This is a genomic window from Kitasatospora sp. NPDC024654 (assembly GCF_055559155.1).
Map to the genome: position 1 here is coordinate 27083 of NZ_JBVHLF010000070.1, position 13404 is coordinate 40486.

The window sequence follows — 13404 nt, forward strand, 5'->3', positions numbered from 1 at the left end:
CGTGTCCAGCCCCTTCGACCCCACCGAGCAAGACGACCGCGCCTCACACCTGGTGCTGGTCAACGCCACCGGCCAGTCGAGCCTGTGGCCCGCCTTCGCCCGGACACCGGCCGGCTGGACGATCGCCCTGCCCGCCACCACCCACCACAGCTGCCTCGCCTACCTGCAGGGAGAAGCGCGATGACGAAGGAACTGTACGAGCTCGGCGACGCCCCGCCCCTGGGCGAGTACCCGAAGCTGATGTACGCCTCGGTGATCCGCCCCGAGCGCTACGGCCGCCCCGCCGACGCCTTCCAGACCGAGGTGGTCGACACCCCCGAGCCCGGCCGCGGCCAGGTCCTGGTCAAGATGATGGCCGCCGGCGTCAACTACAACAACGTCTGGGCCGCGCTCGGCCACCCGGTCGACGTCATCGCCGCCCGCCAGCGCCGCGGCGACCAGGAGGCCTTCCACATCGGCGGCTCGGACGGCGCCGGCGTGGTCTGGGCGGTCGGCGAGGACGTGCGCACGTTCAAACCGGGCGACGAGGTGGTCATCCTCGGCAACCAGTGGGACGAACGCGCCGAGGACATCCGGCTCGGCGCCGACCCGTGCACCTCCTCCACACAGACCGTGTGGGGCTACGAGGAGAACTACGGCTCCTTCGCGCAGTTCGCCGTCGTGGACGAGTACCAGTGCCACCCCAAGCCCCGCCGGCTGTCCTGGGCCCAGGCCGCCTGCTACATGGTCACCGCCGCCACCGCCTACCGCCAGCTCTTCGGCTGGGACCCCCACACGGTGCGCCCGGGCGACCCGGTGCTGATCTGGGGCGGTGCCGGGGGACTGGGCTGCATCGCCATCCAGCTGGTCCGCTGGGCCGGTGGCATCCCCATCGCCGTGGTCTCCAACACCGAGCGGGGCGAGGAGTGCGTGCGCCTGGGCGCGAAGGGCTACATCAACCGCCGCGACTTCGACCACTGGGGACGACTGCCCCACACCAACGACCAGGAGGCGATGGGCCGCTGGCTGGCCGGCGCCCGCGCCTTCGGCCGCCGCTTCTGGGAGGTCCTCGGCGAGCGCCGCGCCCCGCGCATCGTCCTGGAACACTCCGGCGCCGACACCATCCCCACCTCCATGTACCTGTGCGACAACGCCGGCATGGTGGTCATCTGCGGCGGCAGCACCGGCTACAACGGGGACGTGGACCTGCGCTTCCTGTGGATGCGGCAAAAGCGCCTGCAGGGCTCGCACGCCGCCAACGCCCGCCAGGCCCGCGAGGTCACCGCACTCATCGACCGCGGCATCGTGGACCCCTGCCTGTCACTGACCTTCGACTTCGAGGAGATCGGCGACGCCCACCAACTCCTGCACGACAACCGCCACCCGATGGGCAACCTCGCCGTCCTCATCGGCGCCACCAGCCCCACCGACGGCGCCCACGAATAACCCCCCGCCCAACCCAACCCAACCCAACCCAACCCAACCCAAGCCCGCCGCCGGCCCCTTCCCCCGACCCGGGGCAGGGGCCGGCCGTTGTCGGACCCGGCTGGCAGGCTGCGACGCCATGGACAGCGCACAGTTCTGGGACCTGATCGAGGACGCCCGCCGCCAGGTTCACGACCCCACCGACGGCCACGCCATCGCCCAACGGGCCACCACCCTGCTCGCCACCCGCCCCCGAGCACAGATCGTCGCCACCCAGCAGACCCTGTGGGACCTCATGGCGCACTCCTACCGGACCCCGCTGTGGGCCGCGGCCTACACGATCAACGGCGGATGCTCCGACGACGGGTTCGACTACTTCCGCGGCTGGCTGATCACCCAGGGCCGTAGCACCCACGAGGCGGCCTGCGCCGACCCCGACACACTCGCCGACCTGCCCACCGTGCGCGCCGCCGCGGCCGGCCACCTCGACCTCGAGTGCGAAGCGACCCTCGGCATCGCCTGGCACGCCCACCTGCGGGCCACCGGCGAGCAACTCCCCAGCAACACCCGCACGATCCGCTACCCCGCCCTGGAGAGCGGCTGGAACTTCGACGACCCCGACGAGCTGCGAGGCCGCCTACCACGCCTGGCAGCCCTCTACCGGCCCTGACGCGCGGGAATTTTGACGGCCCTACCATGGACCACATGGGGGAGCGCCGACCGCGCGCCGATACCCAACGTGATCACCTGCACCGTTCATCACCCGAGGCGAGTCGGTCTTCCACCGCAGGGCGACCTGTGAGGCGCTGTCGGATGGTCAGCGCCGGGCGGCCCGCTACGACCAGGAGATCCACACCCGCGCAGGACCCCGCTGACCACCGCTCTGATCTGACGAGGGTCGGGGAGCCTGCATCCCGTGCTTCCCGCACTACCGGCCGGGCACCGGCGCCACGCGGCGTTGACCGTGGACGGGCCGATGGTTGTCAAGGCGCCGCATGCGTCACCGACCACCAGGCCCGTACCAGCCCAACCCGCCGCATGTGACGAACGGTTGACGGTGGGCCGGCATACTGCCCGTGCGTTCAGATGTCGGTCGACACCTCGATACGGCACCGGATGTCCGGTGGCCGTGTGCCGGGCATCGCGATTGTCGCGAAGACGAACTTGCCCTTCCCGTCGGGTCGCCATCCCCATGCGATGGTCTCGGCGGCGATCACCGTTAGGCCGCGACCGCGGGTGTCGTCGTCGTACGGCCGGCGCGGGATGGGCGGGGTCGGGGAGCCGTCGGCGACTTGGACGACGAGGTTCCCGCGCGGGGTCAGCCAGAGATCAACGGTGACCGGTCCGCTGCCTGCGGCGTGCGTGACAGCATTGGTGACCAGCTCGGATACGACCAGCGCGGCGGTGTCCGCGTAGCTGTCGGGCAGATCGGCCAGCCAGGAGCGCAGCGTGGCGACGGCCCACCTGCGCGTGGTGGGGACGGCGCTACAGTCCATCGGTACGGTCCATGAAGTGCTACAAGGCGGCTCGGCAGAGGCAGAGGGGGGTATTGAGCGTTGCGGGCATGTCGGTCCTTCGGGGTGCGGTACGTGTGGCTGGCCAGTACGCGGCCCAGCCGGAGGGGCCATCAGGGAGGACGGCTCGTTGACGGCCGCCCGGGCTCGGATCGGCCGCGCCGAGACGGACACCCCGGCCTGCTGTCATGTCGTGGCAGGCAGCTGGCACCGGCAGGGGAACCGGGACACTGCCAGGGCGAGAGGCTCGAACGGGCATGGAGAGGCTCCAAGTCATCACAACTTCGATGTGACGGAGCGTCATCACCTGTGCCTGCAGAGTGCCCCTTGGAACCTCAACTGGCAAGCTTGTAACCCATACTGGCAAACCGGCCCGGGGGCGGTTCCACACCCGCACCCGGCGTCCGGCCTCCAACAGCCGCCCGGCCATCTCCCGGCCCCTGGCACCCAAGCCGGTGAATCCGACCCGCACGAGGGCTCCCGCTCCTTCGCGCGACCGGCCGAGCGGCCAGTGCCCGCTGAGCCCAGGTCCGCCAGCGATTCCCCACCCGGTCTGTGACGCCCGCCAACCACCGCACCGGCCACCCACTCACCCGACCCGCCCCGGCGCCCGAGTCACCGCCGAGGCAGCGGATTTCCCCTCCCTCACGACGAACAACGCCCTATCCTCGGCGGTACCTTGATGCACGGACGAATCCATGTTCGGCCCACCCGGCCGGACAGGTGAGGGGGCGAACCAGTGGCAGTGCAGATCCACCTTCGGTTACGGGCGGCGGACGACGACATGGAGCGCCTGGAGCGCTCCACCGGCCAACTCCGCGGCGAACTGCTCGAACTCGACGTCCAGGACGTCACCTCCGTCAGCGCCGGCCAGGCCCCGCCCGGCACCCGGGCGGTGGACGTCGCCCAGGTCGGCAGCCTGCTGGTGACCATCGCCCAGGCGCCGCAGACCCTGCGTCAGGTGGTCCAGACGATCCGCGGCTGGCTGACCCGGGACCCGGGCGCCCACAGCGTGGAGATCACCCTCGGCGGCGACCGGCTGGTCGTCAGTGGAGCCGGCGCCCAGACCGAACAGCGCCTGGTCGAGGCCTGGCTGAAAGCACACGGCCTGGAAGCCGCCCAGCAGCCCGGCATCCAGCAGGCCGGTAGCGGACAGGCGGGCTGATCAGCGTGGCCGACCGCTACGCCCTGATCGTGGCCAACGACCTCTACGAACACGAGGGGTTGAGCAGACTCGCCGCCCCCGCACACGACGCCGAGGCCCTGCAGGCCGTCCTCGGCGACCCGCAGATCGGGCGGTTCCAGGTACGGGTGATCCACAACCAGCCGTCCCACGTCATCCGGCGGGAGATCTCCGACTTCTTCGCCGACCGCAAGCCCGACGACTTCCTGCTGCTGCACTTCTCCTGCCACGGCCTCAAGGGGCCGGACGGCGCCCTGTACTTCGCCGGTTCGGACACCGTGCCGACCCGGCTGCCCGCGACCGGCGTGGCCGCGCACTTCGTCAACGCCGAGATGTTCGACAGCCGCGCCCGCCGTGTCGCGCTCTTCCTGGACTGCTGCTACGGCGGCGCGTTCTCCAGGGGCGTGCGGGCCCGCGCGGACGACACGGTGGACGTGGTGACCTCGTTCCTGTCACCTCCCATCACCGGCCCCGGCGCGCCGCCGGACGGGCGCGGCAGGGTGGTGATCACCGCCTCCAGCGCCACCGAGTACGCCTTCGAGGACGACCGGTTGACCCGGACCAGTCGGCGCACGCCGTCGGTGTTCACCGGCGCGCTGGTGGAGGGCCTGCGCACCGGGGCGGCCGACGCCGACGGGGACGGCCTGGTGGACGTCGACGAACTCTACGAGTACGTCTACGCCCGGGTGCGTGCCACCACCAGCCACCAGACCCCGCAGAAGTGGGTGGACCTGCAGGGCAGGCTCGTCATCGGCTGGGCGCCGCCGGCCGCGCGTCTGGTGGCGGCCGAGCTCCCGCCGGAGCTGGTCTCCCGGGCCGGCCAGGAGAGGGCCGCCGACCGGCTGGCCGGTGTCCGTGAGCTGCGGCGGATCCTGCTGGACGAGGATCACGGGCGGGCGGTGGGCGCACTGGACCTGCTGCGCCGGCTGACCGACGACGACAGCAAGGAGGTCTCCGCGGCGGCCACCGCCGCGCTGGAGGAGGCCCAGCTCAAGGCGGTCCCCGACCGGATCGACCTCGCCGAGACGCCCCCGGGCGAGCCCGCGCCCGCGCGGACCGTCAAGCTGGTGGGCTCGCCACTGGCCCGGGTCTTCCAGGCCACCACCACCTCGCGCTGGTTCAAGGTGACCCAGAGCGAGGCGTCCGATCCAGCTGGCGCCTGGGTGAAGGTCACCGTCGATCCGGCCGCGCTGCCGGAGCACACGGCAGCGGCCCGCGGGACCGTCAGCGTCCTCAACCGCCTGGGCGAGTTCGAGATCCCGGTGACCGCCCCGGGCACCGGACGGCTGTGGGCCCGCGGGAGCGTTTCCGCCCCGCCCGAGGCCTGGAGGGACCGGGCCACCTGGAGCACCTGGGCCGCCGACCAGCGCGTGGTCATCGCCCTGGGCGCGGTGATCCTCACGGCGTGGCCGTTCGCCAAGGCCTCCACCCTGCACCACTCGAGCGTCATCGGCGCCGGGTACTTCGTGCTGCGCGCGGCCCTGCTCCTGGCCGGCCTGCTCGCCCTGGAGCGCTCGGACGCGCGACGCACCACGGGCCTGGGCCTGGTCTTCGCCTGCGCCGCCTACTACCTCACCGACGCGGTCGAACTGCTGCACGACGACGCGGACGTCTTCGCCTGGCTGGAGTTCACGGCCGTCCTCGCCCTGATCGGCGCCCTGGTGATCCGGCTGTGGCCGTTGCCCGCCGTTCCCCGGCGGCTCGATGCGCGCCCGCCGGGGGGCCGCCGGCCGCTCGCCTGGCTGCCGCTCGGCGCGGTCGCGCTCCAACTCGTGCTGCTGTTCGTCGCGGTGCCGGACACGAACGGGACGCTGTCGGACGCGGCCGGACCGATCGGGGCCCTGCTCGCGGTGCTCCCGATGGGCGCGCTGTGCGTTGCCGCCGCCCTGATCGAGCCGCGCGACCTCGAGCAGCGGCGCTTCGTCACCGCCGCCGCCTGGGCCTACTTCGGGCCCGAGGTGTACTTCCTGCTGGGGTCCCTGCTGCTGGCCCCGCGCTACGCCTACCTGGGCGCCGACGTGGCCGGCTTCCAGCTGTCGGCGCCCTGGTTCGTGCTGGTGCAGGCCGCGGCGGCGGCCGTGCTCGCGCTGTCCACGACCGTGCTGCTGCGCGGCCCGGTGGGATGAGGACCCGCGGCCGCGCCGGCCCCGCACGTCCGGCCTCGACCGCGTCAGAGAGGGCCGCTTTCCCCGCCCGGAGCCGGGGGAGGCGGCCCTCGGTGGTGCCCGCGCTCGTGCCCGCCCCGGGACCCCGGGAGCTGGCATGAACGCGCTCGTTCATTTCTTGATGACAACACCGGCCTTGGCCGGGCAAGAGTTCGGGTTTATGCTCAACTTCTCAAGCTGGACGGGACAAAGGCGTGCCGGGTCAATTCACTATCTGAACACCTGACCATCATGCCTGCCCTGCCCGTTCCGTCAGGCACGTCAGGCACTAGGAGTTCAGGTGACCAGCACCGCCCCGGCGCGGCAAGCCCGCAGGCCCGCCACCTCGGACCATCTCGGGCACGTCATCTTCATCACAGCCGCCGCCGCGATGGGCGGTTTCCTCTTCGGTTACGACAGCTCGGTCATCAACGGCGCGGTCTCCGCGATCCGGGACAAGTACCAGGTCGGCTCGGGTGAGCTGGCCCAGGTGGTCGCGGTCGCGCTGATCGGCAGCGCGATCGGCGCGGCGCTGGCCGGCCGGATGGCCGACCGGCTGGGCCGGATCCGGGTGATGCAGATCGCCGCCGCGCTGTTCACGGTGAGCGCGGTCGGCTCGGCGCTCCCGTTCTCGCTCTGGGACCTGGCGCTGTGGCGGGTGCTGGGCGGCATCGGCATCGGCATGGCTTCGGTGATCGGCCCGGCCTACATCGCCGAGGTCGCGCCGCCCGCCTACCGCGGCCGTCTGGGCTCCTTCCAGCAGGCCGCGATCGTGATCGGCATCGCGGTCTCCCAGCTGGCCAACTACGGCATCCTGCAGGCCGCCGGCGGCAACCAGCGCGGTCACGTGCTGGGCCTGGAGGCCTGGCAGCTGATGCTGGGCGTGATGGTGGTCCCCGCCGCGCTGTACGGGCTGCTGTCCTTCGCGATCCCCGAGTCGCCGCGCTTCCTGATCTCCACCGGCCGGATCGACCGTGCCAAGGCCGTGATCGCCGAGGTCGAGGGCGAGCAGGCGGACCTGGACGCCCGGGTCGCCGAGATCGAGCACGCCATGCGCAGCGAGCACCGTTCCACCTTCAAGGACCTGCTGGGCGGCCGGTTCGGCCTGCTGCCGATCGTCTGGGTCGGCATCGGACTGTCGGTCTTCCAGCAGCTGGTCGGCATCAACGTCGCGTTCTACTACTCCTCGACGCTGTGGCAGTCGGTGGGCATCGACCCGAGCTCCTCGTTCCTCTACTCGTTCACCACCTCGATCATCAACATCATCGGCACGGTGGTCGCGATGGTCTTCGTCGACCGGGTGGGCCGCAAGCCGCTGGCCATCGTCGGCTCGGCCGGTATGGCCATCTCGCTGGCCCTGGAGGCCTGGGCGTTCTCCGCCCGCCACGGCGCCGACTCCGCGCTCCCGCACGGCCACGGCCTGCTGGCGCTGATCGCCGCGCACGCCTTCGTCTTCTTCTTCGCGCTCTCCTGGGGCGTGGTGGTCTGGGTCATGCTGGGCGAGATGTTCCCCAACCGGATCCGCGCCGCGGCGCTCGGTGTCGCGGCCGCCGCGCAGTGGATCGCCAACTGGCTGATCACGGTGACCTTCCCGACGCTGTCGGACTGGAACCTGTCCGGCACCTACGTCATCTACGCCGTCTTCGCGGCGCTGTCCATCCCGTTCGTGGTGAAGTTCGTCCGCGAGACCAAGGGCAAGTCCCTGGAGGAGATGGGCTGATCGCCCCGAACCCGGCACCACGACGGGCCCGTTCCGCGGCACCTGCGGAACGGGCCCGTCGCCGTCACGCCAGGGCCCGGCGCCGGCGGCGGATCTGTCGCAGGCACCCGACGGCGACGGCGGCCAGCAGCAGCACCTGCCCGTACGGCACCAGGCGGTAGGCGATCTGCAGCACCAGCGCGTACAGCCAGTGCGGGGTGAGGACGTGGGCCAGACCGGGGTCGTACACCAGGGTCAGCAGCGTGGTGTGCGCGAGGGCCACCACGTCGAACCAGGAACGCGGCAGCATCGCCAGCAGCAGCCAGGCGATCGCCTCGTACCAGGGCCGCACGTAGGCGGTGCCGAGCAGGTAGGCCAGCACGAACGCCAGCGCCGGGCGGGCGGCCAGCTGGGCCGCCCCGGCGCCCTCGACGTCCTGCGGCAGCGCGGCCGACACCAGCACGACCAGCAGCGCGACGGTGACCAACTCCAGCGCGGTGGTGGCCAGGTTGGAGCCGGCGGTGCCGAACAGCGGGATGAGCAGGTTGCGTTGCAGCAGCTGCCACGGCGTGCCGTCGGCGGCCTGGTTGCTGACGGCCCGCGCGTTGCCGATCGCCTGCGGGGTGAGCCCGTAGCCGACCGCGAGCGCCGCGGCCCCGGCCAGCGCGGCGACGGCCAGCCGCCGCCGCTCGTGCCGCAGCTGCCAGGCGAAGGGCAGCGCGAAGACGCCCATGGTCAGCTTGATCGCACCCGCCGCGGCCAGGCCCAGGGCGGCGGCGACGGGCGAGCGGCGCAGCGCCCAGAACGCGGCGACCACGCACAGCGCTCCCAGGGTGTCGACATGCGGACCGGCCACCAGGTTCCACCACAGCACCGGGTTGAGGGTCCACAGCAGCTGGGAGCGCACCCGCCGCGCCGGGTCCGCTCCGGCCAGGCGCAGCAGCAGCGCGCCGGTCAGCAGGAACGCCGCGCCGCCGAGCACGGACAGCAGCCACACCGTGCGCAGCATCGAGGCGCCGCCGAGCAGGGAGGCGGCCCACTGCGTGGCGGTCGCCACCGGGCCGTACACCGAGGGGGTGTGCAGCCAGGGCTCGGCGAGCGACAACCGGCCCACCGGGTCGCCCGTCTGGGCCAGGCCGGCGGGGGTGACCCGATACGGGTTCAGGCCCAGCGCCGCGATCCGCCCGTAGGCGGCGTAGTTGAGCGGGTCGGTGGTCCCCAGCGGCGGCACCAGCAGCAGGGCGGCCACCGCCACCACCCCGCCCGCCAGCAGCCGCTTTGGGTGCGGAGCCCAGCCACGCCGCACGGCGACCAGGCCACCGGCCACCGCCGCGGTACCGGCCGCGAGCACCACGGCCACCAGCACCCAGACCAGCAGGTCGCCCGGGTGGGCGTGGGCGAACCACGGCGGGAGCACGCCGGCGGCGCCGAAGACCGGCTCGACCGCGGAGGGCCCGAGCAGGCCCAGGACGACCATCAGGACCAGGCAGACGGCGCAGGCCGCCAGCACCGCGCCGCCCAGCCCACCGCCACCACGGCGGTGGCGGCCTCTCGCGTCGGGCCCGGCCACCGCCGCGGGGGATGCCGGACGGCGCGGTGCTGACAGGGATCTCGCTGACACGCCTGTGACCTCGATCTTCGGGGGAGTGGGATGCGCCGCACGAGGGTCCCACACCAAGATCGAACATCTGTGCCACATCGGGGTTCCGGCCGGGCATGAGCGGCGCGGCGCGCGGCGACATGCGATGGTTTCCTCCCTTTCGCGAGTCGCCGCGCTACCGGGCCGGTACATCGCCGCTACCCGCCCGGGCGCCCGCCACCGGGGCGGGGACGAACCGCCGGGCCCGATAGGCTCGCGGGCATGTCAACGGATGCCAGCTGGCCGTTCGCCACGTACCAGCCGCACCCGCCCGAGCGGCCGGTCGCGGTGGAGGCGACGCTGACGCCGGCGGGAGAGGGGGACGTGGACGCGCTCGCCGCGCTGCAGGCCCACGCGCGGGGCGACACGGCCCCCCAGTGGCGCGCGCGCATCGCGCGGGCCCTTCGGCGCGAGGACGCCACGCTGGTCGCGGCCCGGGTGGCCGGCGAACTCGCCGGCTACGCCAGCGCCGCGTTGCTGCCCGAGCACCCGGTGGACGCCGCGCCCGCCGGCTACTACCTGACCGGGGTCACGGTGGCAGCGCACTGGCGGCGCCGGGGCCTGGGCGCCGCGCTCACCCGCTGGCGAATGGCGTGGGTGTGGGAGCGCGCGGGGCGGGTGTGGTGCCTGGTCTCCGCCCGCAACGGCGCCTCCCTCGACCTGCACCGCGCGCTCGGCTTCACGGCGGAACGCACGGGCGACGGCTTCCAGGGCGTGACCTTCGCCGGCGGCCAGGGGCTGCTGCTGAGCGCCCGACGCCCCGACGACGGGCGGCCCGGCCGGTAGGCCCCCAACGGGCCGCCCGGGATGCACGCCGCCCGCGCCTGCCACACCCTGGCGGCATGAACCGCAACGCCAGCGCCACGCCCGGTGAACCGCTGATCGAGGTCGCCGAGTTCCGCACCGACAGCCGCTACCGCCTGGCCCACTTCAAGGGCCACGGCTGGGAGCCGGTCGACCCGCAGGAGTTCAAGGCCGAGGCGATGCGGCTGTTCCCCGGCATCGACCTGGACGACCCGCGGCAGGTGCACTGGGAGGACCGCCCCTGGGAGTGGCCGGCCTGGCACCCCGGCGAGGCCTGAGGCACCGTCCCCGCACACGACCGGGGCGCGCCCGCCGCCCCCTGAACGGACGTCACCCGCCCGGCCGCACGGTTCCAGCCCGCCCGGGGTCCCTACGCCACGCCCGCAGGCGGGTCCGCCCACCTGGCCCGCCCCCCTGTGGCGCGTCCCGGGTCCCCGGTGCCGCGCGCGTCGCAGGAGAAGGCCGAGACCCTCCGCCTCGCCCCGGCCCCGCCGGCCAAGCGGTACGCCGAACGCCGCTTCCCCCGCCGGCGGATCGGGCAGGTCGGCGCCGGGCGCTGGGGCTGCCCTTCGTGCGGGGCGGGGGAGACGATGGAAAGGCGCGGCCGGGCGCACGCGAGGAAGGGACACCGAGCGCGCCCGCACCCGTGCTGTCCGCGTGCCGCAACGCGCCGGGAGGAGTGGCTGGCATGAGCGGTAGCGGCGGTAGCGATCCGTCCGGGCCCGACCCCACGCCCGCCCCCGTCCCCGGGATCGGCCCGCTCGCCCCCGGCAGCCTGCTGGACACCCTGGCGGTCGCCGCGATCGTGCTCGGCGACGACGGACGGATCGTGCTGTGGAGCCCGCAGGCCGAGGACCTGTTCGGCTACACCGCCCAGGAGGCCCTGGGCCGCCCCGCCGCCAAACTGCTCGTCGACGAGCGGGACCTGAACCTGGTGCTCACCCTGTTCGCCAAGGTGATGGCCGGCGAGGGCCCCTGGGCCGGCGCCTTCCCGGTACGCCACAAGGACGGCCGCCGCCTGCTCGCCGAGTTCCGCAACATGCGCCTGCAGGACGAGCGGGGCCGCGGCTACGCCCTGGGCATCGCCTCGGAGCGGGCCACCGTCCGCCGGGTCGAACGCGGTCTGGCCCTGTCCGAGCGCCTGGTCACGCAGTCCCCGATCGGCCTGGCCGTCCTGGACACCGAGCTGCGCTACCAGCTGGTCAACCCGGCCCTGGAACGCATCAACGGCGTCCGCGCCGAGCAGCACCTGGGCCGCACCCCCAGCGAGGCCCTGCCGCTCCTGGACACCCGGGAGATCGAGTCCTCGATGCGCCGGGTGCTGGCCGAGGGAACGCCGCTGGTCAACAAGACCGTGCTCGGCCGCACCCCGGCCGACCCGGACAACGACCACGCCTGGCGGGCCTCGTACTTCCGCCTGGAGGACGCCGCCGGGCGGCCGCTGGGCCTGGCGATCTCCGTCCTGGACGTCACCGAGCAGCACCGCGCGGCCCTCCAGGCCGCCGCCGTCCGCCGCCAGCTGGCCCTGATCGCGGACGCCTCGGTGCGCATCGGCACCACGCTCGACCTGGACACCACCGCCCGCGAGCTGGCCGACGTCGCCGTCCCGGAGCTGGCCGACGTGGCCACCGTCGACGTCCTGGAGTCCGTCCTGGACGTGCTGGAGGACCGGTGGGCCGGCGACGTCGCCCCCGGCGAGCTGGCCTTCCGGGCGCTGGCCGTCAAGACCGCCCGCCCCACCCCCGCCGCCCAGGCCGCCGACCCGGTCGGCGAGCCGTGCCGCTACGGCGCGGACCGGCTGGTCACCCGCTGCGCGAACACCGGCCGCGCGGTCCTGGTCTCCCACATCGGCGCCCACGACCTGCCCGCCATCGCCCGTGACCTGCCCGCCGCCCGCCTGCTGGCCCAAGCCGGCGTCCACTCCTACCTCGCGGTGCCGCTGATCGCCCGCAGCGAGGTCCTGGGCGTCCTCGACCTCAAACGCACCCGCCCCTCGCGCCCCTTCGACCACGACGACGTCCTGCTGGCCGGCGAACTGGCCGCCCGCGCGGCGGTCTGCATCGACAACGCCCGCTGGTACCAGCGCCAACGCCGCGCCGCCCTGACCCTGCAACGCCACCTGCTGCCCCAGCGCCCACCGCGCCAGCCGGGCCTGGAGGTCGCCTACCGCTACCAGCCCGCCGGGGCCGCCGGAGAGGCCGGCGGCGACTGGTTCGACGTCGTCGCGCTCAGCGGCGACCGCACCGCCCTGGTGGTCGGCGACGTCATGGGACGGGGCATCAACGCCGCCGCCACCATGGGCCAACTACGCACCGCCGCCCGCACCCTGGCCGGCCTGGAACTCGGCTGCGCCGACGTCCTGTACCACCTGGACCGCATCACCACCGGCCTGGACGAGTCGATCGCCACCTGCGTCTACGCCGTCTACGACCCCCACCTGCTGCGCTGCCACATCGCCAGCGCCGGCCACCTGCCACCCGCCCTCGTCCACGCCGCCGGCCCGGCCGAACTCCTCGACCTGCCCACCGGCGCCCTGCTCGGCGTCGGCGGCGTCCCCTTCGAGGCCGTCACCCTCGACCTGGCGCTCGGCGACCAACTCGTCCTCTACACCGACGGCCTGGTCGAGACCCGCGGCCAGGACATCGACGTACGCCTGCACAAACTCCTCGACCTGCTCACCGACCGCCACGGCCCGCTGGAGGCCACCTGCGACCTGCTCCTGGACGCGCTGCGCAACCCGGAGGAGACCGACGACGTCGCCCTGCTCATCGCCCGCACCCGCCCCACCGACCCACCCCCGCCCGGGCCCGCCGACCCCTCCTGAGGACGGATCCGCCGGAACCCGACGCACGACAGACCACCGCCCCACGACCGGCGGACGCGACCCGCCACCAGGCGGCGGTCCCGCGAAGACCACACAGGTGTCGGGGGGGGGGGGGGGGGGGGGGGGGGGGGAAAAGGGGGGGGGGGGGGGGGGGGGTCCGATGGGTGTGGGGGTGGGGCTTGCCCACCGCCCC

General features: G+C 73.6%; 12 protein-coding genes. 9 read left to right on the plus strand and 3 right to left on the minus strand.

Features of this window, described 5'->3' with window-relative positions; all coding sequences use genetic code 11:
* The first annotated feature begins 1 nt into the window (after position 1).
* The 3 genes from ACZ38L_RS30080 to ACZ38L_RS30090 all read left to right on the plus strand — a co-directional run bounded on the left by ACZ38L_RS30080 (position 2) and on the right by ACZ38L_RS30090 (position 2074).
* Positions 2-184: an MbtH family protein gene (locus ACZ38L_RS30080; protein ID WP_465699121.1), complete on the plus strand. Its 183-nt coding sequence runs from the start codon at positions 2-4 to the stop codon at positions 182-184.
* The gene (gene ccrA / locus ACZ38L_RS30085; RefSeq protein ID WP_465699123.1) at positions 181-1425 is read left to right on the plus strand and encodes a crotonyl-CoA carboxylase/reductase; all 1245 of its coding nucleotides are present in this window, start codon (positions 181-183) and stop codon (positions 1423-1425) included. The genes ACZ38L_RS30080 and ccrA overlap by 4 nt, the downstream gene beginning before the upstream one ends.
* Positions 1426-1543: 118 nt before the next feature.
* Positions 1544-2074 (plus strand): DUF4240 domain-containing protein, encoded by a 531-nt coding sequence (locus ACZ38L_RS30090; protein WP_465699126.1) that lies wholly within the window; start codon positions 1544-1546, stop codon positions 2072-2074.
* A 412-nt stretch (positions 2075-2486) separates the two neighbouring features.
* Here the strand turns inward: ACZ38L_RS30090 and ACZ38L_RS30095 are convergent, their stop codons facing one another.
* Both ACZ38L_RS30095 and ACZ38L_RS30100 read right to left on the minus strand, forming a co-directional pair.
* Entirely contained in the window at positions 2487-2900 is a 414-nt protein-coding gene (locus ACZ38L_RS30095; RefSeq protein WP_465699128.1) for an ATP-binding protein, read from the minus strand.
* 19 nt (positions 2901-2919) lie between these two features.
* Complete coding sequence (locus tag ACZ38L_RS30100; RefSeq protein ID WP_465699130.1) at positions 2920-3507, minus strand: NAD(P)-binding domain-containing protein; 588 nt, start codon at positions 3505-3507, stop codon at positions 2920-2922.
* Between the two features lie 150 nt (positions 3508-3657).
* Here ACZ38L_RS30100 and ACZ38L_RS30105 point away from each other — a divergent pair, with 150 nt between their 5' ends.
* The 3 genes from ACZ38L_RS30105 (at position 3658) to ACZ38L_RS30115 (ending at position 7965) form a co-directional block, all read left to right on the plus strand.
* On the plus strand, positions 3658-4083 hold the full coding sequence (locus ACZ38L_RS30105; RefSeq protein ID WP_465699132.1) for a hypothetical protein: 426 nt from the start codon (positions 3658-3660) through the stop codon (positions 4081-4083).
* Between the two features lie 5 nt (positions 4084-4088).
* On the plus strand, positions 4089-6227 hold the full coding sequence (locus ACZ38L_RS30110) for a caspase, EACC1-associated type (RefSeq protein WP_465699134.1): 2139 nt from the start codon (positions 4089-4091) through the stop codon (positions 6225-6227).
* A 319-nt stretch (positions 6228-6546) separates the two neighbouring features.
* A complete protein-coding gene (locus tag ACZ38L_RS30115; protein ID WP_465699136.1) occupies positions 6547-7965 on the plus strand; it encodes a sugar porter family MFS transporter in 1419 nt (472 codons plus the stop codon).
* 64 nt (positions 7966-8029) lie between these two features.
* On the opposite strand, the gene ACZ38L_RS30120 is transcribed toward ACZ38L_RS30115, so the two are convergent.
* Positions 8030-9565 (minus strand): MptA/MptB family glycosyltransferase, encoded by a 1536-nt coding sequence (locus ACZ38L_RS30120; protein ID WP_465699138.1) that lies wholly within the window; start codon positions 9563-9565, stop codon positions 8030-8032.
* Positions 9566-9805: 240 nt separating this feature from the next.
* Here ACZ38L_RS30120 and ACZ38L_RS30125 point away from each other — a divergent pair, with 240 nt between their 5' ends.
* The 3 genes from ACZ38L_RS30125 to ACZ38L_RS30135 all read left to right on the plus strand — a co-directional run bounded on the left by ACZ38L_RS30125 (position 9806) and on the right by ACZ38L_RS30135 (position 13211).
* Positions 9806-10369 carry a GNAT family N-acetyltransferase gene (locus ACZ38L_RS30125; RefSeq protein ID WP_465699140.1) on the plus strand — a complete coding sequence of 188 codons (564 nt, stop codon included), beginning with the start codon at positions 9806-9808 and terminating at the stop codon, positions 10367-10369.
* 56 nt (positions 10370-10425) lie between these two features.
* Positions 10426-10665 carry a hypothetical protein gene (locus tag ACZ38L_RS30130; RefSeq protein ID WP_465699142.1) on the plus strand — a complete coding sequence of 80 codons (240 nt, stop codon included), beginning with the start codon at positions 10426-10428 and terminating at the stop codon, positions 10663-10665.
* A gap of 410 nt (positions 10666-11075) precedes the next feature.
* Positions 11076-13211, plus strand: a complete 2136-nt coding sequence (locus ACZ38L_RS30135) for a SpoIIE family protein phosphatase (RefSeq protein ID WP_465699144.1) — start codon at positions 11076-11078, stop codon at positions 13209-13211.
* Positions 13212-13404 lie beyond the last annotated feature (193 nt).